We start from the raw sequence: 24,601 nt of genomic DNA, 5'->3' as shown, positions 1-24,601 counted from the left end.
CATTTTTGCGCCATTGTAGCTAAATTTGCTTTTCTTAGCTAAAATGCCTCTTATCTTTAGCTAAAGGCATTTCATGCAAATTTTACGCTTTTTAGAGAACCCCAATTTTCAAGCCCTAGACATCCAAAAACTCTTTGAAACCCCGCAGAGCAAAGAAATCCGCATTTGCATGCCACAGGGAGCGCAAATGCAAGAACACCAAGCCCCCGGAGCGATTGTGGTGCGGGTCTTACAAGGGCGCATTTGGTTTGAGGTAGAGGGGCAAAAACACACCCTAGAGAGCGGGGATTGCATCGCCTTAGAGGCAAACATCCCCCACAGCCTAGGCGGCCTAGAAAACAGCGTGATTAATTTGACATTGAGCAAATTAGACAGCCTGCAAAGGGTGCTTAATGTCCCACAAAAGTAGAGCTTAAGCTCTTGTTTGTGGTTGTCTTTGCGGTGCTGTAATCCTTTTGCTTTTTGCAACAAGAGGCGAGCCCGTGCGAACGCATGCAATAACCCAAGCAATAGCTTAAAGCCACAAAACGCACAAACCCTAGAGCGTGCCAACAATCCCGCTAAATCTTTAGAGATTTAGAACATTTGTTGCGAGTTTTACAGAAGAGCCACGCCCCACTATTGCAAGGTGCAAACACGAGTCAAAGCCCCATCCAAGTAGCTCAAGCCGCACAAGCCCTAAACGCTGCTTAAAACATGAATGCCCCTGAAGTAAAACTAAAAGGCTTGGCAAACCCGGGCAAACAACAATGCCAAGGCTTGGAGGTAGATGAAAAATTGCCTACTGGCCGAACAAGGCCATGGACCTTAAAAAAGGCTTTGTAAAAACACTTAACAACCTAATCTAAAGTTTAAAGGAAGAAGAAAGTCCTACAGGTTTAATGAAAAACCTTGTCGAGTTTGACGAAAACCCTTTGGGATTAACGAAAACCCTTTGGGTTTTCACCACCAAGGTCCATACATCATGGGCATGCTACCCATCATGGGATACATGCCCATGGGGTACATTCCCATAGGATACATCCCCATAGGGTAGCCATAGGGGGACATGCCCATCATAGATGGATACATCATCGGGCCGTAGGGGATGTAGCCCGCCCCTGTGGGGGGCAAGACAGATAGGGCGAACTTTCCGCCGTGCGCGAGCTTGACTCCTGCTAAAAAGATGTCGTGGAAAGATCCATAATGCACGGGCTTAGACTCTTTGGCAATGTCGCCGTCTTTATTGCCCACGCACTCGTTTTTCATTTCACCACATTCGTTTAAGGTGTCTATGTCTGGCAGTTTAGCGTCCACATCTTTAGGCACACCCACCCAACAGCCCCCCAAAAACGTAGCGATACCAAGGCATTGAAAGGCTTTAAAAGCACTCATTTAGAATTTGTCTTGCTTTTGTTGGTCCTAGTTAAATCCTTGACCCCCACATTCACGACATCCATAAAATCCGAGCGGAACTCGAGCTTTTTATTGCTAAACACGGGTTTGAAGTTGTTTTTCACCAAAGGGGCGGCATTGGCCTGGGGAGCGTGGCACTGCGTGCAGTTAAAGCGGGCATCGCTCACACTGTGGTTAGGCGTGGGGCGGTTGTGCCTAAAGTCGAACAAATGCGAAGCGGGCACGGGGGTTGCGCCCACCGTGGGGGCGACATCGGGCATGTGGCAACCTAGACATTGGTTATTGTCCTTGGTGATGGGGAGCAGTCCTGCGGTGTCGTGTGGGATCATGGGCGGGGCATTTTCATAAGCCCTTTCAAAGCGTTGGCTCTCGCCTGGAGGGTTTTTATGGAAGTTGTAGTTTTGCAATTTTAGGTCGTGCTCATCCTCTAAGGGAGTTTTTCTTAGGCCAATTTGTGTGTCGCTCAGCAGAGCCTCCTCTGTTCTTTCTTTGGGCTTGTGGCTTGTGTGTTCTAAGGCGTAAAGACCACCGACAAGGACCACAGCCACTAACAAGGCGCGTATTTTCATGAAACATCCTTAAGTTTTTTGAGATTATACCATAATCAAAGTAACCTTATGGGTGGTAATAAAAATGCATTTGTCCCACTTTCTTGGTTTGCAAACCCTCCACCTCTTGTAACTCTTGTAGTTGGCTTGCGCTCAAATAACAACGCGCCTCTTCTACGCTCAAAGGGCGGCATCTTAACAACTCCAAAAACGCCTCTTTGCTGCTGGGGATTTGGACTTGCTCCAACACCCGCTTAGGCAAACTTAGAGGCAAGCCTTGAAAATGGGCAGTCAAATCCTGCAATTTGGCGGGCCCTAGGGGCTTGGCTCCGTGTGCGGGGGGGCGATCGATCGTGCTTAAATCTATACGCCCTAAATGGGGCACTTGCCTTAAAAAGTCTGCTAAGTCCTTGATATGCATAGGGTCGTCATTGACCCCCTCGACTAGCAGCACCTCCGCCACCAAAAAGCCTTGATACTTGGGGGCGAAGTCCAAAATCCCCTCTAAGATTTTTGCTAGGGACAGATCTTTATGCGGGCGATCCACACGGCTAAAAACTTTAGGCCAAATGGCATCTAAGGAGAATTTGACAATGTCATAGTGCACCAGTGCCTCTTGCACCTCGGCCACACCTAGCCTTGAGCCATTGCTTAAAATCAAGGTCTGTACCCCCTTGGGAATCAAGTCTCGCATGCGCACAATCAGCTCTTTTAAATGCGGGTATAAGGTCGGCTCACCATTGGCGGTGGTGGTGCAGACACTTAAGGGGGTCTTGAGCTTGTCTAGGGCGGACTTTAGAGCGTTTAAAATGAAATCAGGAGTTAAGATGTCTTGCATGGTGTCTAGGGGCTTTTTAGCGGCAAGTTCACAATACAGACAATCAAAATTGCACTGCTTGGCTTGCCCGGACACATCAATGCCTAAAGACCACCCGAAGCGGCGGGATTTGAGCGGGCCAAAGATGGGATTAAACAAGTTGCGCCACTTCCTCGCTGAACTTGCATTTTAAGCAGGTGTTGACGCTGGGCTTTTTCTTGTAGGCTTTATAGACCATGAGATACCCACATTCAGGGCAGAGCTTATCAATGGGCGGGTAACTGGTTAAAAAGCGGCAAGTGGGGTAGTTGTTGCAGCCATAAAACACCCCCTTCTTGCCCCTTTTTTGCACGATTTGCCCCCCACACTCAGGACATTTAAAGAGCGTGTCCTCTTGTTTGGGGGTTTCTTGGCGGATGTTCTTGCACTTAGGATAGGCACTGCACGCCAAAAACTGCCCGAAACGCCCCCTTTTAAGTACCATGGCTGAGCCGCATTTTTCACAAGGGGGGTGTTGTTCTGCGCTTTCTTGGGGGACTTGGATGAACTTGCACTTAGGATAGGCACTGCACGCCACAAACGCCCCAAAGCGGCTCTTGCGCTCCACGAGCGGGGCCCCACATTGGGGGCAAAAAAGTCCCGTAGGCACGCTCACCTTTTGGGAGACAATTTGTTCCTTGCCCTCTTGGATTTGGTGCATGAAGGGGGTGTAAAACTCCATGAGCATTTGCTGCCACGAAGTTTTAGAGCTGGCGATCGCGTCTAATTTGTCCTCCAAACTGGCACTAAAGGCCGCATCCACGATATTGGTGAAGTGCTTTTCTAAAATATCCACCACCACGAAGGCACTCTGTGTGGGGGCAAGTTGCTTTTTCTCGAGCACGACATAGCCGCGGTTGATGAGAAGGGCGATGGTGGGGGCGTAGGTGCTGGGCCTGCCGATGCCTAAACTCTCTAGGGTTTTGATTAAAGAGGCCTCCGAATAGCGGGGGGGCTTTCAGTGCTGCACTCTTTGGCGTTGATGTGGCTTAAGCTTAGGGGCTGTTGCACCTGCAGGGGGGGCAAGAGTTTGTCCTCGCTCTTTTCTTGCAGCACCTTTAAATAGCCCTCAAAGACCATTTTGCGCCCACTGGCTTTAAAGGTAGCGCTCTCACAGCCCACACACACGCTTTGTTGTTCAAACAGCGCATCCGCCATTTGAGAAGCCAAAAAGCGTTGGTAAATCAAGGTGTAGAGTTTATGCTCTTCGGGCCTTAGATAGTCTTTCGCCACTTGTGGGGTGAAATTTAAATTTGTAGGGCGGATGGCTTCGTGGGCTTCTTGGGCGGCTTTATTTTTAGAAGTGTAAGTTTTGGGGGTTTTGGGGAGGTATTTATCTCCATAGGTGGCCTTGATGTAGTCTTTGGCCGCGTCTTTGGCTTCTTTGGCGATGTTTAGGCTGTCTGTGCGCATGTAGGTGATGACCCCACTTGTGCCCTCAGGGGTCGCCACACCTTCATAGAGTTTTTGCGCAATGCTCATCGTTTTGGAGGGCCCATAGCCTAAGTTTGTGGATGCGCTTTGTTGTAAGGTAGAAGTCATGAAAGGGGGTGGGCTTGGGGAAGTTTTATTTTTCTGCACCACTTCTTGCACAAAGTAGCTCTGCTCTTTAAGGAAGGCGCACATTTTAAGAGCCTCTTCTTGATCTCTAAGGCTTTGGCTTTTAACCTTTACGCCCTTGTAGGTGTCTAGGCTGGCGTGGATGCCCTTAAAATCGCCCTCAATATTGTAGTAAATGATGGGCTCAAACGCCCTGATCTCGCGCTCTCTGTCCACCACAATTTTTAGTGCCGCGCTTTGCACCCGCCCCGCGCTCATGCCCCTTGAGATTTTATGTGCCAAGAGCGAACTCAAACTAAAGCCCACAATACGGTCTAACAAACGCCTAGCTAGCTGCGCGTTGATTTTATAGATGTCTAAGGTCTTGGGATTTTCTAGGGCGCGCAAAATAGCTGACTTGGTGATCTCGTGGAACACAATGCGTGGCAGGGTGAAAACGGGGTTATCGGTAGGCTGCTGGGTTTGGCTCTCCAAATCGGCGATCTCTTGGGCAGTGCTGGATTTTTTGCTTTTGTTTTGCTGTTCTTTGATCAAATAGGCGATGTGATAGCCGATCGCCTCACCCTCTCTGTCCTCATCGGTGGCGATGTAAATCTGCGCCGCGCTCTTGGCTAGGTTTAAGATTTGGGCGACAATGTCCTCGTGATCCTTACACACGGCGTATTTGGGGTAAAACTTGCCTTCTTGAATGCTGATCCCCATCGTATATTTACTCAAATCCCGCACATGCCCTTTAGACGCGATGACTTGGTAGCTGGAGTCTAGGAAGTTGGCGATGGTCTTGGCTTTAGTGGGGGATTCTACAATGATGAGCTTTTTTTGCATGCAAAACTCTTTAATGTGGAATTTCTAAATTACTCGCAGCATTATAAAACATTTTTAAGGGGTTTATTGCTTAAAATCCGTGCTCTCAAAAGTGGAACAGCCCTTGCTTAGTTGTGGGCATAACAATTAGCAAAGGATGCAAAGATGAGTTTTCGGATCAACACTAATGTCGCGGCTTTAAACGCACACACCATCGGGGTGCGTAACAACAGAGACCTAGCTAGCTCTTTGGAGAAGTTGAGCTCTGGGTTACGCATCAACAAAGCAGCGGACGACGCTTCAGGGATGGCGATCGCCGATAGTTTGCGCAGCCAAAGCGCGAGTTTGGGACAAGCTATCCGAAACGCCAACGATGCGATCGGGATCGTCCAAACCGCCGACAAGGCGATGGACGAGCAAATTAAAATCCTAGACACGGTGAAAACCAAGGCCGTGCAAGCGGCCCAAGACGGACAAACCACCGAAACTAGAAAAGCGTTACAAAGCGACATTTTGCGGCTCTTAGAGGAGTTAGACAACATCGCCAACACCACCAGTTTTAACGGGCAACAACTCTTGGCAGGCAGTTTCTCCAACAAAGAGTTTCAAATCGGGGCATACTCCAACACCACGATTAAAGCTTCCATTGGACCTACAGGTTCGGACAAAATTGGGCATGTACGCTTTGAAACCTCGGCCATGGATCGCGATGGCATGGAGGTGAGCGCGGGCGCACACAATCTACAAGAGGTTACCCTAAACTTCAAACAAGCCAATGGTGTGAATGACTTTAAATTAGAGTCGGTGAAAATCTCCACAAGTGCGGGCACAGGATTAGGGGCCTTGGTTGAGGTCATCAACAAAAACTCCAATACTTTAGGCGTGCGCGCCACGGCCACAGTGATTGGCACAGGGGGGGTGGCCGTACAATCGGGCACGGTAAGGGGGCTCACCATCAATGGAGTGCTCATCGGCACTATCAATGATGTGAAGAAAAACGACCGCGATGGACGACTCATCAACGCCATCAACTCCGTAAGAGAGCGCACGGGTGTAGAAGCCTACATCGACATTGCAGGGCGCATTAACTTAAAATCTGTCGATGGACGGGCCATTGCTGTGCATGCCGTGAGTGCTTCTGGCCATGTCTTTGGAGGAGGGAATTTTGCGGGCATTTCAGGCAATGCACACGCCATTGTGGGGCGCTTGACTCTAGTCAAACAAGACGCTAGAGACATCGTCATCAGTGGGGTCAATTACAGCCACATTGGGTTACACTCTGCGCAGGGTGTCGCCGAATACACCGTGAATTTGCGGGCTGTGCGGGGAGTCTTCGATGCCAATGTGGCGAGTGCGAGCGGGGGCAATGCCAATGCCGCCCAAGCCAAGTTAAACTTCAAGGGCATTGGAGCGGGTGTTACAAGTCTGCGGGGGGCTATGGTGGTGATGGACATGGCCGAGAGTGCACGCACACAGCTAGATAAAATCCGCTCAGACTTGGGTTCAGTGCAAATGGAGTTGGTGACCACCATCAACAACATTTCGGTAACACAAGTCAATGTGAAAGCCGCTGAATCACAAATCCGCGATGTGGACTTTGCTGAAGAGAGCGCCAGCTTCTCCAAATACAACATCCTGGCGCAATCAGGCAGCTTTGCGATGGCACAAGCCAATGCGGTGCAACAAAATGTCCTACGGCTCTTGCAATAGTGGGCATGCCATCGCTGTATGAGCGCAACTTAGAGGTTCTCAAGCTAAAAGACCCCCTTTTAGCCGCACGCCTTTTAAGGGTGCAGGGCAATCACAAGTATGAAGTCTTCATGCAACAAGATGACTTCAACATCATCGACACAGACACCAATACCCCGATTTTTTTAAACAAACCCCTAGAGGAAAACCTACAAAAATTTAAAGATTTAAGCCCTTACGCTTACACCCCCTATTTATACTTTTATGGTGCGGGCAATGGCGTTCTGTTTCGGCTCTTGCTCGCTTATGAGCAGATCAAACGGATTGTCATCATTGAGCCCGAGATCGAAATTTTATTCATCATTTTCAATCTTTTAGACTTTAGCGAAGAGATCAAGAGCGACCGCCTGATTTTTCTCTTACAAAGCGCGTGTTCTTACCAAATGCTCGCCTCTTTGTTTAACATGGATAAAAAGGCGTGTTTGTATGCCAAAGTTTTTGAGTTGCACATCACCTATCCCTACTACGACCGTTATCTACAAGATATCCAACGCATTAATTTAGACTTCACTAAAGCCCTAGAAAATGCCGCCATCGGCGTAGGCAATGATGCGAGGGACGCGATCATCGGCATTAAACACCATGTAGAGAATTTGCCTTTCGTTTTGCAAAGCCCGACTTTGTTAAACTTGCTTGCTGCCCTAAAAACACGCAACACCACACACAACACGGCGATCATTGTATCCACGGGGCCTAGCCTTAACAAACAACTCCCCTTGCTGAAAGAAATCGCGCCCTACACCACGCTTTTTTGCATAGACGCGTCTTTTCCTATTTTGGCAGCACACGGCATTAAGTCTGATTTGGTCTTTTCGTTAGAAAGGGTGGAAGCCACGGCAAAGTTTTACACCGACACCCCAAAAGAAGCCCAAGAGGGCGTGATCTTTGCGATCACTTCCATCGTGCACCCCAAATTGCATCAAGCCATCACAAGGGGCATTAAGCAATTTAGCCTACGCCCCTTTGGCTACACCAGTTTATTTGGTTTGCACGCGTACGGCTATTTAGGCATTGGCATGAGTGCGGCGAACATGGCTTACGAGTTGGTGGTGCATGCCCGTTTTGCCCGTTGCATTTTTATCGGGCAGGATTTGAGCTTTGGCAAGGACGGGCACAGCCACGCCGATGGAGCTTTATATGGGGCTGATGAGATCGCCCCTAAGGAGGCGGGCTCTAAGGTGTTTATCCCGGCTTACGGGGGGCGTGGGGTCGTGGAAACCACAAGAATATGGAAACTCTTTTTAGACTTCTTTGAAAAGGACATTTACCACACCCCCTACAAGTTAGAGGTCATCAACGCCACAGAGGGTGGGGCACGCATCCAAGGGACGCTAGAATTGCCCTTTAAAGAGGCGGCAGATAGAGTGCGGGCTGATTGCAATCTTGTGCCTAAATCTCCTTTAAAGCTCACCCCCCCAAGCCCTGAGGTCAGCGCAAAGAACTTAAAAGAGGCGCATGAAATGTGTCTAGATGTCCTGGATTACTCCAAGCGGTGCAAAGAGCGCATTGAAGAGCTGTTTTTAGAAGTCGCCCCTTTTTTAGAGCATGTGGAAGAGTTGAATAAAAAAGGCGATCTAGAGAGTTTGGATTTAGACAAATTAGAGGAGCTGAGCCAAAAAATCAACGACATTAAAAGCTTGTTTGACGAGCCGGAGTTTAATTATTGTTTCAACGATGCGATCCAATCTTATATCTTCCACCAAGAGCTAGACATTGCTAAAATCGTGGTGAAGCCCACGCCCACAAAGGAAGAGTTGCAAGCCAAACAGCTAGACTGGATTTACGCCCATAAATACTGGCTCTTTTCTTTGGCAGGCGGGATCGACTCGGTGATGGAGGTGATTAAGCAGGCTTTGCAAACATGGCCACCAAGTCATTAAACAGCCCGAGCCCTAAGAGTGTGCCTAAAAAGGCAAGGCCCAAAGCATTGAGTAGGCGTACTTGGGGTTCTTTAAAGGTGTAGTGGCTAAGCTTCTCCACCCACAGCAACACAAGCTGTCCGCCATCAAGCAAGGGGACGGGCAGTAAGTTGAGTATTCCCAAATTGATAGAGATAAACCCCACGCTAAGTAACCACATTTCTAGCCCGCTTTGTTTGGCTAAAAACCCCACAATGCCGACCACCGAGCTGACATTAGACAGGGGCAAAACCCCTGTGATGAGTTTTTCTAAGCCTTGACAAGTGAGCGTAAAGATGCGTACACTTTGCTCTAGGGCGTGTTGTAGGGCCTGTATTAAGTTGTCGTGGGTGTAAAAGGTTTGTTGGCTGGGTTTAATGCCTAAAACTTTGATTAAAATGGGCTGGTTAAATGCGTCTTTGGCTTGCACTTCTTTAAGGGTTAGGGGCAAGTCTAAAGTCTCTGCCCCCCTTTGCAGGCGCACCACAATGGATAAACTTTTAGAGTCGCGCACCGCCTTTTGCAGGTCTGCAAAACTTGTTATGGGGGTGTTGTCAATGGCTAAAATGCGATCGCCCACTTGAAGTTTATTTGTGGCGGGCATGTCGGGCACAACTTGTCCAACTATGGGAGTTAGGCGTTCTTGGGGCAAGAGGGCTAAGAAGACGCATAAAAGAAAGGCGAGCAAGAAGTTAAAAAACGGACCACCCAGCAAAACCAAACTTTTTTGCCAAAACGGCTTGCTTAAATAGCCCCTATCGCCTTCTTGTTGTAAGCTCACATACCCCCCAAGCGGGATTAAAGACAAAGTGTATTCGGTGTTTTGATAAGTTTTTTTAAAGATTTTAGTGCCAAAGCCTAGACTAAAAACTTCTACGCTAATCCCACAAGCTTTAGCCACCACAAAGTGCCCAAATTCGTGGAAAAGCACCACAAAACCCAACGCCACTAGGGCTTCAAATGTCCCCATTTTGCACCATTTTATAATACTTTAGGATGTAATCCAGGCCTGAATAAAGGGTCGCGAACACCGCCAACGCCATTAAATAATCGCCCAGCACCACCCCGCCTAGGTGGATGTTTAAAAACAGCACAACAATGGCACACATTTGTAAAAAGGTTTTGTACTTGCCCCACAGACTCACGGGGATACTCTGCCCCCGACGAGACACCGTCACTCTAAGCCCGGCGATGAAAAACTCCCGTCCCAAGATCACAAACACCACCCACGCATTGATGCGCCCTAGTGCCAAAAGCCCTAAAAAAGCTGCAAGGATGAGGATTTTATCGGCGAGCGGGTCAAAGATTTCGCCAAATAAAGTCTTTAAGTGGTAGTTACGGGCGATGTAGCCGTCTAAAAAGTCCGTGCAGCCCGCGAAAGCAAACAGACACGCACTGCTGTAGTTTAGCCCTGTGGGCGAGATTTTAAACCACTGACTTGCGTGCAAAACCAAAAAGAGCAGGCACACGGAGAGCAGAATGCGTAAAATCGTCAGGGTGTTGGGGATTTGTTTGGTCCATTTCATGGGGTGTTGATTTGTTTTAGCCTAAAGAAACCCACAAAAATCATGCCCCATCCCACAAGCATGCCCACCAAGAACAAAAAACTAAAGAGAATCAAAGCCCCCCGCCCAACCCCCACAATGAAGAGCAAGAGTGTCAAACTGAAACCTAAAAGCAAAATCCCCTGTCTAAAATAGTGGTCCTCTGTAACGCGGCTGAGTTCATAAAAGAGTTTGTAAGAGTAGTAGGCGTAGAGAAAGAAAGTGATGATTTTAAAGTTAAAAATTTGGGTGATGCTTGCCTTGGGCATGGCGAGTAAAAGAAACAAAGAGAGCAGAGCATCAACGATGTAAGGAAAGGCGATGCAGCGGAAAATCAATAAATTGCGCCCCACTTTGGCAAGCTTGTAATAGCCAAAGATTTGGCAAATAAACATGCCAAGCCACAGTATGGAGTAAAGTCCCACCACACTAGGGCTTAGGGTTTTAAAGTTAGGGGTGCTGCCTTTTTGTAAAAACACCATTGCCCCAAAGGCCGTCAGCCCCAAGAGCAAGACTAAGAGGGCATGGGCGGACAAAATGGCTTTTCTAGCCACCTGCAATTCAGCATTTTCGTGGAGATGGATGGTCATTAGACTTCATTTAAAAGTGGTGCCCCCATCCACCACAATAGTCTGTCCGGTCAGCCATGCGCTCTGCTCAGGGTCGCATAAGAAATACACCGCCCCGGCGAGGTCCGTGGCGGTGCCCATGCGTTTTAGGGGGGATTGCTCTTCCACTTTGGCCTTGATCTGGGCGTAGTCTGGAAAGGCCTTGAGTGCGTCTGTGTCAATGGGCCCCCCACTTACAGCGTTGACCCGAATGCCAAATTCGCCCAAATCCACCGCAGCGTATTTCACCATGGTTTCTACGGCGTTTTTCGAGTTGCCATGCCCGGCGTAGTTAGGCATATAGACCAAATTGCCCGTGGAGCTTAAGGACACAATCGCTCCTCCGCCTATAAGTTTCATGCGTTTGGCGGCTTCTTGTGCCCCCACCACGAAGGCTAACACCGTGGCGGTGTAGATGTTATTAAGCCCCTTAGGTTTTAAGCGCATAAACGGGGCAAAGCCACCCACCACAGAGCGCCCGTAGATGATCGCGTTAGACACAAAACAATCCACCCGCTCAAAGTCGTTGTCAATTTGTTTAAACAGTTCAATGTACTGCTCGGGTTCTAAGATGTCTAGGCGGTAGTACTTGGCTTTAACCCCATGGGTTTTTTCAATGTCTGTGGCGATTTTGGCGGCTTCTTCCTCGTTCTTATTGTAGGTGAACGCCACATTGACCCCATTTTGGGCGAATCGGTATAAAATCGCCTTGCCAATGCCCCTTGTCGCTCCGCTGATGACTAAAGTCTTGCCCTGCATACTCATTTCAATACCTCATAATTTTCTAAGATCGTTTCTAAAAAGCGCATGTTTTCTCGGCTGGGCGGCACTAAAGGCAAGCGGTAAGTCAAATGCTCTAGCAAGCCCGCCATGTGCATTGCCGCCTTGATGGGGATGGGGTTGCTCTCACAAAAGAGAGCTCCATTGATTTGATAGAGTGTGTCGTGGATTTGTTGTGCTGTGGCAAAATCGCCTTTTAAATCTGCCTGCACTAGGGCAGAAAGTTTATCGGGCAAGAGATTGCCCGTTACAGAGATCACGCCCACGCCGCCATTTGCCATAATGATGTGGTTGAGCTTGTCTTCGCCGCTGTAAATTTGCATTTTGGGGGCAAGGTGGGCGAAGTCCACAAGCCGCCCTGCCTGCCCGGATGCCTCCTTAATGCCGACAATGTTGGACACTTCTTTAAAGAGTTTCACGGCGGTCTCCACGGCAATTTGTGTGCCTGTGCGGGCGGGGACATCGTATAAAATCAAAGGGATTTCAACGGCACTGGCGATGGCCTTGTAGTGCGCGAACAAGCCCTGCTGTGTGGGGCGGTTGTAATAGGGGCTCACACAAAGAATCGCATCCGCGCCTGCTTTTTGGGCGAATTTAGCCAGCATGATCGACTCGCTCGTGGCGTTGCTGCCCACCCCGGCTAAAACTTTCACGCCTTTAGGCTTACACACCTCTAAGGCGATTTGAATGCAGCGCATGTGCTCCTCGTGGCTCAAGGTCGCCGACTCACCGGTCGTGCCCGTAGGCACACAAGCGTCCATGCCATGCCGAATCTGCCTTTCCACTAAAGAAGCATAGGCACTTTCGTCCACGCTCAAATCGGGCTTAAAGGGGGTGATGAGTGCGCTTAGGGCGTGCATGTTAGGGCTTTAGCGTAACAACGCTGTAGGCTTCATCTCTAAAATACTCGTTCGCCACCCGCACAATGTCTTTAACCTCTAGGGCTTCAAACTCTTCCTCGTAGCGGGCAATGTCTTCAATCTTGTCTTGAGTCAAATACTCCGCAAACATTTCGGCAACATCAGACGAGTCCTCTAACCCTGTAATGAAGTCTACACGGTTATTGATTTTGACCTTGTCTAATTGTTGTTGGGTAACCCCGCCATGCTTAATGTTGTCTAAAATTGCTAGGATTTCCTTTTTGATTTGGGCGGCTTCAACATTTTGGTTTGCCCCCGCAATGAATAAAAACACGCTCGCATCTTTAAGCTCCATGTTTTGGGCGAAAACTTGGGATGCGAGGCGTTTTTGATCCACCAAAGTTTTACGCAATAAACTGCTATCCCCCTCGGCTAGTAGCTTAGCAAGGGCGTTTAGGGCGACTTGGTCCTTGTGGGCAAAGGGGGGGACTTTCCAGCCGATCGCCAGCCACTCCAAAGACAAATCTTTCTTGTGGATCACGGTTTCTCTCAAGCCATTTTGGATGGGCTCTTGCATGTAAACTTCGGGAATGGGGGCTTGGCTCTTGTTGGGGATGTTTGCAAAGTGCTTTTTGGCCTGTTCGAAGACTTTTTTAGGGTCAATGTCGCCCACGACTAACAAAATGGCGTTTTTGGGTTGGTAATAGGTGTCATGAAATGCGCGGATATCCTCAATGGTCCAGTGTTGTATGTCTTGCATGAAGCCGATGGGAGTCCAATGGTAGGGGTGGTAGACAAAGGCGGTGTTGAAAAAGCGAAAATACAGATAGCCCAGCGGAGAGTTGTCCGTGCGCCACAATCTCTCTTCAGCCACGACCTGTCTTTCGGGCAAAAACTCGTCCTCCTTGAGCTGTAAAGAGCCCAGCATTTCGGCAAATAAGTCTAAAGACTTGTCTAGATTGGCATTGCTCGCCTTGATAAAATAACGGGTGTTGTCAAAACTTGTAGAGGCGTTGCTGACCCCCCCAAAACTTTTCACGATGGTGTCAAATTCGCCGTCTTTGAGGTGCTTGGTGCTTTTAAAACTCATGTGCTCGAGCATGTGGGCGATCCCGCTCTTTCCCATGTGCTCGTTGCGTGAACCCACCTTGTAGAGCAGGTCCACCTCAATCACCCCGCTTTTATTCGCCAAAGGCACGGCGACCACCTGCAACCCATTTTCCAAAGTGGTGCTTTCATAGTGGGGCAAATATGTGCGTACATCTAGCTTTTTCATTGCTTGCATAAAACCACCTAGTATTAAAATTAAAACAAAAAAACGACCCACGCGTTTCATCTTTTTCGTCCAATCCCAACAGCCTCATGGATTGAGCCCAACCCATCTTGTTGGAGCAATTTTACTATATCTTGGTTTATTTGTCTACAAATTGAAGGTCCTTGGTAAATAAATGCGGTGAAGATTTGCACGAAATGCGCCCCCATTTTGATCCGCTCGTAAGCTTCTTTAGCGTACTAATCCCCCCCACTGCCACTAGGATTGCCTTGCCAAAAAACGCCCTTGCCACCTCTTCAAACACCGCCCTTGCCTTGTCTTGCAACACCCGCCCGCTAAGCCCCCCACTTGCGCGCGCCCCGGGCAGCAGCGCATAATCTATTGTGGTGTTTGTGGCGATGATTCCCTTTGCGCCCGCTTCTATTGCCTTTTCACACACGGCTAAAAGCCCATCGCTTGGCATATCAGGGGCAACTTTTAAAAACAAGGGCTTGTGGGTGCGCTCTTTTGCCATGTGAAAGAGATCACTGACAAAGGCTTCATTTTGCAAATCCCGTAAATTCGGGGTGTTGGGCGAAGAGAGATTGAAGACATAATAATCCCCCACGCCCAAACTTGCATTAAGTGCCTTTTCATAATCGCTTAGGGCGTTTTCTAGGGGAGTGTCTTTGTTCTTGCCTAAATTCACCCCAACTAAGCTAGGCAGGGGGGGTAAATTCTCCAGCCTTTGCACCGCCTTTAACACCCCCGCGTTGTTAAAGCCCATGCTATTTTGCAGGCTCTGCTGCTCAATATAGCGAAACACTCTAGGTTTAGGGTTGCCCGGCTGGGGCTTTGGTGTGAGCGTGCCCACCTCTATTGCCCCAAAGCCCAAATGGCTTAAGCCCGCCACCATTGTAGCGTTTTTATCAAAGCCGGCAGCTAGCCCTATGGGGTTAGGCAGGCTTAAACCCAAAATCTCTTGCGCCAAAGCGGGGTTTGGCATTTTTGGGCTGTGGGGCAACTTGCCCCAAATTTTTAAACCCAGCTCCACTAAAGCGTGTGCCCTCTCAGCCTCTAGGGCAAACAGCCACTTAGGTGTCATCGGCAGCACTCACAATCTTTTCATACAGCAGTTGGGCGTTTAAGGGGTGTGTGTGGGGCTTAAGCGCACATACTCGCCACCTGCCTGCAGGGCGTAGGTTTGGGTGTTGTCTTTAAGCTGTAGATGCAAGATATGCAATATTTTGCGCTGAATCGCCTTAGAAGTGGCAGGCACTAACAACTCCACCCGTTTTTCTAAATTGCGGGGCATCATGTCGGCACTGGAAAAATACAGCTTATGCGTGTCGTGGGCGAAGTAATAAATGCGGGCGTGTTCTAAATATTTGCCGACAATGGAGAACACCCGAATATTCTCGCTTAAGCCTTTCATCTGTGGGCGCAAACAGCAAATCCCCCGCACTAACAAATCAATCTTCACCCCCACCTGCGAAGCCTCATATAAGCCATCAATGATGTCCTTATCCACAAGTGCATTGGCCTTAAAAATGATCCGCCCCTTGCACTTCAAGCCCATTTCGTGGGTGATGAGGGCTAGGATTTTACTCTTGATTTGTTTAGGGGCCATATAAAGCGTGCTTAAATGCGTTTGGGCACTCACGCCCGTGCCTAGTGAGTGGAACAACTTTAGGGTGTCGTGGGCGATTTTGGGGTTTGCGCTAAGTAGGCTCAGGTCCGTATAGACTTTAGCTGAAAGCGTGTTGTAATTGCCGGTGCTGACATGGACATACTCTTTTAGGGCATCGCCCACTTTACGCACCACCAACGCCACTTTGGCATGCACCTTTAGGCTAGACACCCCATAAATCACATGCGCGCCGGCATTTTCTAGAGCCCGCGCCCAGTGCAAATTATTCTCTTCATCAAAACGGGCTTTGAGCTCCACAAGCACGCTCACTTGCTTATAAGGGGCGGCCTCTGTGAGGGCTTTGACAATGGGGGACTCTTTACCCACTCTGTATAAGGTCATGCGGATAGAAATGACATCTTTATCCTCAGCGGCGTTTTGGATAAAACGCACAATGGGGTCAAAGTCCTCATAGGGGTGGAACAATAAAATGTCTTGCTGTTCGAGCAGCTCAAAGAACGCCCGGCTATCCAAAAAGTCAATGCCGCTTAAGGGGGGTAAAATCTTAGGCACAAACACAGGGGCTTTTAAATGGGTGTAACCCTTTAGGCCACCAACTCCCACAACCGCCCTAAGTCTAACAAAATGCGGCTAGGATACAAGGTAACGCCGGGCATTTGGGCACTGAGGATTTGGCGTAAATGCACGCTCCCCCCGCCCACCTCCAAGCGCACCGCCTCCCCCTATCGCGTGTGCGTAAGCCCTCACTGATGCGATTGACCAGATCATGTCCCTCGTCCTCAATGATTTCCATATCGGCATTGCAGGTGATTCTAAAGGCCATACTCTCTAAAATCGTGTAACCCTCAAACAACAAGGGGGCGCATTTTTGCACGATTTCTTCCACCGCCACGAACACGCCCGTGTCAATTTCTACAAAGCGTTTTAACAAGGAGGGGATTTTCACCGCCCCATAGACGATCTCTCCATCTTTTCTTTCTAGCTCAAACACCAACCCAAAGCTCAAATTACGCACAAAGGGGAAGGGGCGGTTTAAGTCTAACAAGGTCGGCACGACTATGGGGTATAGGTGTTCGTGGAAGTGGGCTTGCAATTTAGAGTGATATTTAACCGGCAGGCTTGCCACGCTTTTTAAGCTCAGTCCCTGTTTGCTTAAAGACCTTTTTAAGCCCAAAAACTGCCTTTGCACGATTTTTTGCTCAGCGGCGGCGTAGGCGTGTATGCACTCTAGCTGTTCTCTTGGGCTTAAACCATCCAGGCTTGTGGTGGTCATGTTGTTGTCGGCTAGGTGTTTGAGCCCTGCCACGCGGATCATGTAAAACTCGTCTAAATTTGTCCCATAAATGGCTAAAAATTTTAACCGCTCCAACAAGGGCAGGCGGGCATCGCAAGCTTGGTCTAAAACCCGTGTGTTGAAGCGCAGCCACGAAAGTTCTCGGTTAAAATACACTTGTTATCTCCACACCCAAAGGGCGCATTGTAGCCAAAAGAATTAAACCTTCTGCATGGCGGTGTTGCAAAGTGCATCGTGTAAGAGCCGCATGTTAGGGCGCATTAAGGGCAAGAGCAAGCCTATAAGGGTGCTCGCCACAAACAGCCACACAAAAAAGCGCGACAATGCCCGAAAAAACCCCACCTTGTTTTGGGTTTTGGCGCAGACTAATTTTAACCCGACATAGCGCAGCCCCGGGGTCTGTCCACTCACACATAAAAACACACTAGAGAGCAAGCCAAAGCCCGCCACGCACGCAAACACTGCCATTTGGTTTTCTCTAAAGCCTTGCGCCGAACCGACCACCACGTAGGTTACAAAATATAAAAGAGGGGTGTAGAGCATGAATAAGTCCGTAATGAAAGCTTTGAGTCTATTTAGCCCGTGCAAGGCTTTAAAGTTTTGCGCTAGCCCCACGCCCTTAATTGCCACGACTGCCGGGTTTTATGGGTTTGCTGTGTTGGCACAGGGGGCAGTTGTCGGGCGGATACATCTCAAAATCAAAATCCGCTAGGGTAAAAAAAGGCAAGGCAGGCAATTTACACGCTTCTTTGTGTGTGGGCTTTAAGCCCCTCTCACAAATGCCCCGATTGGCAAGGCTGGCAAAACCCACGACTTTTGCCCCTAAGCTTTCCACACACGCCCCAGCCTCCATCGCCGATCCGCCCGTGGTGATGATGTCTTCGCAAATTAAAATCTTTTCGCCCTCTTGGACGCGAAAGCCCCGTCTTAGTACCATCGCTCCTTGCACCCTCTCGGTAAAGATAAAACGCACACCAAGAGCCCTTGCCAGCTCATAGCCGGCTAAAATCCCGCCCAATGCCGGGGAGCAGATTGTTTCAACCCTTAAGTTAGCCTTTTGGATTTCTTGGGCTAGAGTCTCAGCTAATGTTTCGGCAATTTTAGGCTCTTCGAGCACCTTTGCCGATTGCAAGTAAAAATTAGAGTGATTCCCACTAGAGAGCAGAAAATGCCCCTCTAAGAGTGCCCCACAATCGGTGTAAATTTTGCAAATATCCATGCCTAGACCTTTAGGACTTCTTCTTCTTTGGCTTTAGTGTGTTCCTCCACTTTTTTAATGAAGTCATCGGTGTATTTTTGCACCTCAGCTAAAGCCCTTTTGTTTTCGTCCTCGCTGATCGCCTTGTCTTTCTCTAGCTTTTTGATTTGGTTGTTCGCCTCTTGGCGGATATTGCGGATCGCGACTTTCGCCTTTTCGCCCATTGCCTTGGCGTCTTTGGCAATCTCTTTACGCTGCTCCATGGTCATGGGGGGGAAGAAGAGCTTGACATTTTCGCCATCATTGCTAGGGTTCACCCCGATATTGGCCTCTTGCAATGCCCGCTCAATGTCTTTAAGGAGCCCCTTTCCCACGGGGTGATCGTGATGGTAGAAGCGTCTGTGGCGATCACAGAAGCGACTTGGTTTAGGGGCGTGGGGGTGTTGTAATACTCCACACGGACATGATCGACTAGGCTAATGGAAACCCGACCACTTCTTAAAGTCATGAAATCCTTACTTAGGGCTTGTAAGGATTTTTGCATTTGCTCCTTGGTGTGCTTGTAAATGCCATCTAACATAATTTAGTCCTTTTTATCTTTTTTAGTTTCTGTGTCTTTTTTGTGCTCTTTGTGCTCGGGTAAGGGGAGTGGGGTGTGCTTTTCTTTTTTGAGCGGCACGGCTAGGGGGTTTTCTTGGGTTTTAGGCAGCAGTAGGGGGTTACTCAAGGGGTTGTTTTGCGTGGGGTTTTTAGGCACTAAGGGCACAAGGGGGGCGGCCTTGGGTGCGCTGTCTACAAGGCTGATGTTGTATTCTTTGTTGTAAAAGTAGCCCAGTGCAATGGTGTTGCTTAAAAACAAGAAACCCAAGACCATGGTGGTTTTTGCCATGAAGCTTGCTGGCCCCTTCGCTCCAAAGAGCGACTCGTTGCTTCCGCTGTAAGCCCCAAGCCCGATGCTTGAGCTTTTTTGCAACAACACCACAATGACGATCAACACAGCCAGCACAATCTGTAAAACCAAGAACAGACTACTCAATACACGCTCCAAAGTGCAAGGATTAAATGGCGATTTTAGCAAAATTTTATTAAAATTAGGGCTTTTAGCAAAGGGGGCTAGAGCATGCTCCACTCTTTTAGCAAGAGAGCCAAGACTTACGCAGAGTTTTCAAGCGTGCAAGGGCGCATCGTTAGACACTTGCTCGCGCCTTTATCTCCCGGGTTTTATGCACGGGTTTTAGATTTGGGCTGTGGGAGCGGGAATGTGTTGAAAGCCTTGCCGGCTTTGGGCTTGAAGGTGGGCGCATTTGTGGGGCTAGACATTTCTAGCCAAATGCTCGCCTTACACCCCACCACTAGCCCAAACGCTCAAAGTGTCCGCCTAGAATGTGGCGATTTTGAGAGCACAGAGTTGATGCCAAGCGATCTAGCCATCGGGGCATCGTCCTTACAATGGGCGCAGGATTTGGCAAAGTTATGCCAGCAGTTGGCGCGCTGCTGTAGGCGTGTGGCTTTAGCCCTACACACCAGTGCCAGTTTGCACGAGTTGCACGCTTTTTTAAACACCCGCTCGCCTTTAAGGGGGGCTAAAGAAGTGCAAGACATTTTAAAGCAAAGTTTTAAGGGGTTTAAACAAACCATGTGGGTTGAAACATTTAAACAAGAGTTTAACGATAGAGAGAGTTTTTTACAACAACTTAAAGGGAGCGGACTACTTGGGGGCGGGGCTTTGCCCTTTGGCAAGGCAAAAGCGTTAAAACACCACGCCCCCTACAGCACCCTAAGCTATGAAGCCCTATTTTTTATCGGGGAGCTTGTATGAAGGCTAGAGTTTTTTCAGGCATCCAGCCCACCGGGGGTGCACTTAGGCAATTACTTAGGGGCGATCAAACAATGGGTGCAAGCCCAAGACACTTACGAAAATATCTTTTGTATCGTCAATTCCCATGCTATCACGATCCCCAAAGACCCCAAAGAATTGCGCGCCCAAAGCCTAGAAATGGCGACTTTGTTACTGGCGTGTGGGATCGACCCCACAAAATCTAGTCTATTTATCCAAAGCCAAATAGACGAGCATGGGGCGTTGGCGTGGCTATTAAATTGCGTGGCGAGCATGGGCGAGTTAAACCGCATGACCCAGTTTAAGGACAAGAGTGCCAAGCAAGAACAGGTGAGTGCAGGGCTGTTTGCCTACCCCGTTTTAATGGCAGCGGACATTTTGCTCTACCAAACCAACGCCGTGCCCGTGGGCGAAGACCAAAAGCAACATTTAGAGCTCGCGCGAAACTTAGCCCAACGCTTTAATCGAGATTTTGGAGCGTGCTTTGTCGTGCCCGAGCCTTTGATCGCCCCAAGTGGGGCTAGGGTGATGGGGCTAGACGATCCCACCATTAAAATGAGTAAATCACATAAAGCCCCCTTGCACGCCTTGTTTTTGCTAGACACTCCGGATTTAATCGCTAAGAAAATCAAAAAAGCCACCACAGACTCACTAGGCGTGGTTGCCTTTGACCCCGCCCGCCCCGGACTACTTAATTTGCTTGGCATTTATGAAAATTTAAGCGGGTTAAGCCGTGAAGCCATAGAAAATGAGTTTCAAGGCAAGGGTTACGGGCATTTTAAAAACGCCTTGATTGAGCTTTTAATCGCCACTCTAACGCCCATACAAGAGAACTACCAACGGCTACAAGAAAACCCCGACTATGTCGCACAAGTGCTGAGTGATGGGTGTGCGAAGGTGCGCCCTCTAGCGCAGGCGACCTATGCCAAAGCCAAAGAGTGCATGGGTTTGGTGTGAAATTTTTAGCACTCATGCTGTGTGGGGCGTGGCTAGGTGCTGCCCCTTTTATTGCTTTGGGCGAGCCGGCCAAATACCAACAAAACTTCACGCATTTTGACTACGCCAACCCCAACGCCCCTAAAGGGGCTACTCAAAAACTACGCTTTAGGCACTTTTGATAGCCTAAATCCTTTTTTACTTAAGGGGACAAAGGCGAGCGGATTGGAGCTTGTCTATGACACACTCTTAGCCCAAAGCCTAGATGAGCCTTATGCTGAATACGCTTTAATCGCCAATGACATAGAAGTGGCTAAGGACAATGCCTATGTCATTTTTGGGATCGACAAAAGGGCGAGATTTAGCGATGGCGTGCCGATTTTAGCCAGCGATGTGAAGTTCAGCTTTGACATTCTCATGCAAAAGGGCAGTCCCGTTTTCAAGCAATATTACAGCGACATTAAGGACGCTGTGGTGCTAGACAAATGGCATGTCAAATTCACCTTTAAAAACACCCATAACCGCGAATTGCCTTTAATCTTAGGGCAATTACAAGTTTTGCCTAAGCACTTCTTTGACACCCACGACTTTAACAACCCCCTTTTAGTGCCCGTGTCTAGTGGACCCTACACCATTAAGACCTTTGCCATTGGCAAGCAAATCACCTATGAGCGCAACAAAAACTATTGGGCACAGGATTTGCCCGTGCAAAAGGGCTCGTACAACTTTGATTTGGTGCGTTTTGACTACTACAAGGACGACTCGGTCGCCTTGCAAGCTTTTTTGAGTGGGGCTTACGACTGGCGGTTTGAAAGCACGGCGAAAGTGTGGGCGAGGGGCTATGTGGGTGAGGGCATCACAAGTGGGCGTATCCATAAAGTCTTATTCAAGCATGCCCTGCCTTCTGGCATGCAGGGCTTTTTTATGAACACTAGAAGAGAGCTTTTTAAGGACATGCGGGTGCGCGAAGCCCTCTTTTACGCCTTTGACTTTGAGTGGGCAAATCAAAACCTCTTCTTCTCGCAATACCAACGCACCAAGAGTTATTTTAGTAATTCCGTGTTTGCCTCTAGTGGCTTGCCTAGCGGGCAAGAGTTACAAGATTTAGAGAAGTTTAAACCTGAGTTAGAAAAATTCAACCTGCGCATTTTCACCACGCCCTACCTTGTGCCACGCACCGATGGGGCGAAAAAAGTGGGCTACAATCGGCGGGAGAATTTAAAACACGCCCAAGCCCTCTTAAAGCAGGCCGGCTATATTGTGGTGCATAACCAACTCGTCAATGCTAAGAGCAAAAAGCCTTTTATCTTCACCATGCTTTTAAACAACCAAGCCTTTGAAAGATTAGCCCTAGCCTATGCCAAAAACTTAAAGGTTTTGGGGATCACCATGCAAATCCAAAGGGTGGATTTAAGCCAATACATGGGACGGGTGAAGAAGTTTGACTACGACATGGTGGTGGGCAGTATCGGGCAATCCTTGTTCCCGGGCAACGAACAACGCTACTTTTGGGGGAGCAAGAGCGCCACACAGCCGGGCAGCCAAAACTACGCCGGTATTGCCAACCCAGCCATTGATGGCTTGATTGACATGGTGATTAAAGCCAAAGACCGCCCCAGCCAAATCGCTGCGGTGCGGGCATTAGATAGAGTGCTCTTGTGGGGCTTTTATGTCATCCCCCACTTCCATGCCCCCTTTTGGCGTGTCGCTTATTGGGACAAGATCGCCATGCTCAAAAACCCCCCCTATGGCTTTTCGCCCTATTTGTGGTGGGATAAAAACCTAGAGAGAAAGCCCTAATGCTCTTTTACACCCTAAAACGGCTCTTGCTCTTGATCCCCACTTTATTTGGGATCATCACCTTAAATTTTTTCATCATCCAAAGTGCGCCCGGCGGACCTGTGGAGCAAATGATGGCAAAGCTCACCAACGCCACCAACCAAGAGAGCAAGAGCTTGAGCCTCAAAGAAAACCAATTGAGTGAAAGCCGTTACAAGGGGGCACAGGGCATGGATAGTGCGCTGTATCAAGAGCTGACTAAACTCTATGGCTTTGACAAACCCCTTTGGCAACGCTATGTCCTCATGCTGAAAAAATACTTGTGTTTTGACTTCGGGCAGAGTTTTTACCGCCAAATCGGGGTGCTCGACTTGATTAAAGAGAAATTGCCCGTGTCGATTTCTTTGGGCTTTTTTAGCACGCTTTTGATCTACCTCATCTCTATCCCTTTGGGGATTTTAAAGGCAAGACGCAACAATTCGGGCTTTGATATTGCCAGCAGTGTGGCGGTGGTGGTGGCAAATGCGATCCCCTCGTTCATCTTTGCGCTTTTATTGATTGTGCTCTTTGCCTCGGGCACTTATTGGCACATTTTCCCCCTAAAGGGCTTGGTGAGCGACAATTTTGACACCCTAAGCACCTTTGGCAAAATCAAGGACTATTTATGGCACATCGCCCTACCCGTGCTGTGTATGAGTATCGGGGGCTTTGCCAGCTTAACTTTGCTTGTCAAAAACTCGTTTTTGGATGAAATGGGCAAGTTATATTTAATTACGGCAAGAGCGAAGGGGGCGGGGGAGAATCGCATTTTTTACGGGCATGTCTTTAGAAATGCCATGCTCTTGGTCATTGCCGGCTTTCCCAGCGCGTTTTTGGGGGTGTTTTTCAGCGGGAGTTTGTTGATTGAGATCATTTTTAGTTTAGACGGGCTAGGCTTACTCAGCTTTGACAGCTTGATTAACAGAGATTACCCCGTGGTTTTTGGCTCGCTGTATATCTTTACCTTGCTGGGCTTGCTCGTCAATCTCATCAGCGACTTGACCTATGCCCTTGTCGATCCGCGCATTGACTTTGAAAGGCGTTGATGGTTAGGACTTATGAGCAAAGCGGTGTGGATTTAGACAAGGCACAGGCACTGATACAAGCCATTACTCCCCTAGCCAGTCAAACCTACGATTCTCGCGTTTTGCAAGGCGTGGGGGGGTTTTTTGGGGCTTATTCCATGCCCAGCGGCTACAAAGAACCCATGTTGATCTCTTGCACCGATGGCATAGGCACAAAATTAAAACTTGCTAAAGAAGCCCACCAACTGTTTAATTTAGGGTTAGACTTGGTGGCGATGAATGTCAACGACTTGATCTGTGCCTTTGCCAAGCCCTTATTTTTCTTAGATTACTTTGCCACAAGCCAGCTAGAGCCATGCCAAACTCTAGCACTCATTAAGGGCATGGCACAAGGGTGCAAAGAGTCGGACTGTGCGCTCATCGGTGGAGAAAGCGCCCAAATGCCGGGGGTGTATGCGTCTGGCGAGTTTGATTTGGCGGGCTTTTGCGTGGGGGTAACGGAGAAAAGCGACTTAAGCAAAAAGGACAAAATCCAAGCGGGGGATATTTTAGTGGGCTTTGCCAGCAGTGGCTTACACAGCAATGGCTTTTCTTTGGTGAGAGAAATTTTAAAGAGTGCGCCTCACAACGCCCCAAGTTTAGACACCCTCTTAACCCCCACGCGGCTTTACACCCCCCTACTTGCCCTAAAAGATCAAATCCACGCCCTAGCCCACATCACGGGGGGTGGATTGAAGAGCAATTTAGAGCGGATTTTGCCCCTAGATTTAAACGCACGCCTTGAGTTACAAGCCTTGCCCCGCTTGCCCGTCTTTAGCTGGCTCTTAGAGCATTTAGACTTTGCGGAGTGTTTAAGGGTGTTTAACATGGGCGTGGGGATGGTGGCAATCGCCCCTAGCAAAAACTTAAGGGCGTTAGAAAAGGCAGGGGGGTTTTATCTTGGCGTGCTTGAAAAGGGCACACAAGAAATCACATTTGTGGAGTGAAC

At 48.8% G+C, this 24,601-nt stretch carries 19 protein-coding genes and 6 pseudogenes; 8 read left to right on the top strand and 17 right to left on the bottom strand.

Annotated features, from left to right (window positions below):
• Nucleotides 1–73: 73 nt before the first annotated feature.
• Nucleotides 74–409 carry a cupin domain-containing protein gene (locus QUE23_RS00375; protein ID WP_286348761.1) on the top strand — a complete coding sequence of 112 codons (336 nt, stop codon included), beginning with the start codon at nucleotides 74–76 and terminating at the stop codon, nucleotides 407–409.
• A 533-nt stretch (nucleotides 410–942) separates the two neighbouring features.
• On the opposite strand, the gene QUE23_RS00370 is transcribed toward QUE23_RS00375, so the two are convergent.
• From QUE23_RS00370 to topA, 4 genes and pseudogenes are all read right to left on the bottom strand, one after another.
• Nucleotides 943–1,374: a U1 small nuclear ribonucleoprotein gene (locus QUE23_RS00370; RefSeq protein ID WP_286348760.1), complete on the bottom strand. Its 432-nt coding sequence runs from the start codon at nucleotides 1,372–1,374 to the stop codon at nucleotides 943–945.
• Nucleotides 1,371–1,964 (bottom strand): nitrate reductase cytochrome c-type subunit, encoded by a 594-nt coding sequence (locus tag QUE23_RS00365; protein ID WP_286348759.1) that lies wholly within the window; start codon nucleotides 1,962–1,964, stop codon nucleotides 1,371–1,373. Before QUE23_RS00365 ends, QUE23_RS00370 begins: the two co-directional genes overlap by 4 nt.
• 46 nt (nucleotides 1,965–2,010) lie before the next feature.
• Nucleotides 2,011–2,919, bottom strand: coding sequence for a radical SAM protein (locus tag QUE23_RS00360; protein ID WP_286348758.1), 909 nt, complete (start codon nucleotides 2,917–2,919; stop codon nucleotides 2,011–2,013).
• A pseudogene (gene topA, locus QUE23_RS00355) lies at nucleotides 2,912–5,184 on the bottom strand (type I DNA topoisomerase). The gene QUE23_RS00360 and the pseudogene topA overlap by 8 nt, the downstream one beginning before the upstream one ends.
• A 144-nt stretch (nucleotides 5,185–5,328) precedes the next feature.
• Here topA and QUE23_RS00350 point away from each other — a divergent pair.
• Together QUE23_RS00350 and QUE23_RS00345 are read left to right on the top strand one after the other, a co-directional pair.
• Entirely contained in the window at nucleotides 5,329–6,873 is a 1,545-nt protein-coding gene (locus tag QUE23_RS00350; RefSeq protein WP_286348757.1) for a flagellin B, read from the top strand.
• 5 nt (nucleotides 6,874–6,878) lie between these two features.
• A complete protein-coding gene (locus QUE23_RS00345) occupies nucleotides 6,879–8,792 on the top strand; it encodes a motility associated factor glycosyltransferase family protein (protein WP_286348756.1) in 1,914 nt (637 codons plus the stop codon).
• Here the strand turns inward: QUE23_RS00345 and rseP are convergent.
• From rseP to secG, 13 genes and pseudogenes are all read right to left on the bottom strand, one after another.
• Nucleotides 8,755–9,780 carry an RIP metalloprotease RseP gene (gene rseP, locus QUE23_RS00340; protein ID WP_286348755.1) on the bottom strand — a complete coding sequence of 342 codons (1,026 nt, stop codon included), beginning with the start codon at nucleotides 9,778–9,780 and terminating at the stop codon, nucleotides 8,755–8,757. The two genes, QUE23_RS00345 and rseP, sit on opposite strands and share 38 nt — an antisense overlap.
• Nucleotides 9,767–10,336 (bottom strand): CDP-diacylglycerol--glycerol-3-phosphate 3-phosphatidyltransferase, encoded by a 570-nt coding sequence (pgsA, locus tag QUE23_RS00335; protein WP_221272232.1) that lies wholly within the window; start codon nucleotides 10,334–10,336, stop codon nucleotides 9,767–9,769. The genes rseP and pgsA overlap by 14 nt, the downstream gene beginning before the upstream one ends.
• Nucleotides 10,333–10,944, bottom strand: a complete 612-nt coding sequence (locus QUE23_RS00330; RefSeq protein WP_286348754.1) for a phosphatidylglycerophosphate synthase — start codon at nucleotides 10,942–10,944, stop codon at nucleotides 10,333–10,335. The genes pgsA and QUE23_RS00330 overlap by 4 nt, the downstream gene beginning before the upstream one ends.
• A 6-nt stretch (nucleotides 10,945–10,950) precedes the next feature.
• Nucleotides 10,951–11,727 (bottom strand): enoyl-ACP reductase, encoded by a 777-nt coding sequence (locus tag QUE23_RS00325; protein ID WP_286348753.1) that lies wholly within the window; start codon nucleotides 11,725–11,727, stop codon nucleotides 10,951–10,953.
• Nucleotides 11,724–12,602 (bottom strand): 4-hydroxy-tetrahydrodipicolinate synthase, encoded by an 879-nt coding sequence (gene dapA / locus QUE23_RS00320; protein ID WP_286348752.1) that lies wholly within the window; start codon nucleotides 12,600–12,602, stop codon nucleotides 11,724–11,726. Before dapA ends, QUE23_RS00325 begins: the two co-directional genes overlap by 4 nt.
• Before the next feature lies 1 nt (nucleotide 12,603).
• Complete coding sequence (locus QUE23_RS00315) at nucleotides 12,604–13,938, bottom strand: M16 family metallopeptidase (RefSeq protein ID WP_286348751.1); 1,335 nt, start codon at nucleotides 13,936–13,938, stop codon at nucleotides 12,604–12,606.
• Nucleotides 13,935–14,959 (bottom strand): annotated as a pseudogene (gene pyrD / locus QUE23_RS00310) (dihydroorotate dehydrogenase (quinone)). Before pyrD ends, QUE23_RS00315 begins: the two are co-directional and overlap by 4 nt.
• A gap of 39 nt (nucleotides 14,960–14,998) precedes the next feature.
• Entirely contained in the window at nucleotides 14,999–16,108 is a 1,110-nt protein-coding gene (ppk1, locus tag QUE23_RS10090; protein ID WP_434801988.1) for a polyphosphate kinase 1, read from the bottom strand.
• A gap of 13 nt (nucleotides 16,109–16,121) precedes the next feature.
• Complete coding sequence (locus QUE23_RS10085; protein ID WP_434801987.1) at nucleotides 16,122–16,955, bottom strand: polyphosphate kinase; 834 nt, start codon at nucleotides 16,953–16,955, stop codon at nucleotides 16,122–16,124.
• A gap of 42 nt (nucleotides 16,956–16,997) precedes the next feature.
• The gene (locus QUE23_RS00300; RefSeq protein WP_286348750.1) at nucleotides 16,998–17,414 is read right to left on the bottom strand and encodes an RDD family protein; all 417 of its coding nucleotides are present in this window, start codon (nucleotides 17,412–17,414) and stop codon (nucleotides 16,998–17,000) included.
• Between the two features lie 4 nt (nucleotides 17,415–17,418).
• Entirely contained in the window at nucleotides 17,419–18,018 is a 600-nt protein-coding gene (gene pyrE / locus QUE23_RS00295) for an orotate phosphoribosyltransferase (RefSeq protein ID WP_286348749.1), read from the bottom strand.
• Nucleotides 18,019–18,020: 2 nt separating this feature from the next.
• Nucleotides 18,021–18,577 (bottom strand): annotated as a pseudogene (gene frr / locus QUE23_RS00290) (ribosome recycling factor).
• A 6-nt stretch (nucleotides 18,578–18,583) separates the two neighbouring features.
• Nucleotides 18,584–19,033, bottom strand: a pseudogene (gene secG, locus QUE23_RS00285) (preprotein translocase subunit SecG); the annotation flags it as partial.
• An 84-nt stretch (nucleotides 19,034–19,117) separates the two neighbouring features.
• Here secG and QUE23_RS00280 point away from each other — a divergent pair.
• The 5 genes and pseudogenes from QUE23_RS00280 (at nucleotide 19,118) to purM (ending at nucleotide 24,599) form a co-directional block, all read left to right on the top strand.
• Complete coding sequence (locus QUE23_RS00280) at nucleotides 19,118–19,816, top strand: methyltransferase domain-containing protein (protein ID WP_286348747.1); 699 nt, start codon at nucleotides 19,118–19,120, stop codon at nucleotides 19,814–19,816.
• Nucleotides 19,813–20,791: pseudogene (trpS, locus tag QUE23_RS00275) on the top strand (tryptophan--tRNA ligase). Before QUE23_RS00280 ends, trpS begins: the two are co-directional and overlap by 4 nt.
• 14 nt (nucleotides 20,792–20,805) lie before the next feature.
• Nucleotides 20,806–22,570 (top strand): annotated as a pseudogene (locus QUE23_RS00270) (extracellular solute-binding protein).
• The gene (locus tag QUE23_RS00265; RefSeq protein ID WP_286348746.1) at nucleotides 22,570–23,634 is read left to right on the top strand and encodes a microcin C ABC transporter permease YejB; all 1,065 of its coding nucleotides are present in this window, start codon (nucleotides 22,570–22,572) and stop codon (nucleotides 23,632–23,634) included. Before QUE23_RS00270 ends, QUE23_RS00265 begins: the two are co-directional and overlap by 1 nt.
• The gene (gene purM, locus QUE23_RS00260; protein ID WP_286348745.1) at nucleotides 23,634–24,599 is read left to right on the top strand and encodes a phosphoribosylformylglycinamidine cyclo-ligase; all 966 of its coding nucleotides are present in this window, start codon (nucleotides 23,634–23,636) and stop codon (nucleotides 24,597–24,599) included. Before QUE23_RS00265 ends, purM begins: the two co-directional genes overlap by 1 nt.
• Nucleotides 24,600–24,601: the final 2 nt, after the last annotated feature.

This window comes from Helicobacter felistomachi (assembly GCF_030296895.1).
Taxonomy (GTDB): Bacteria; Campylobacterota; Campylobacteria; order Campylobacterales; family Helicobacteraceae; genus Helicobacter; species Helicobacter felistomachi.
The sequence above is the reverse complement of the archived record's forward strand: the minus strand, read 5'-3'. Positions and strand labels throughout refer to the sequence as shown.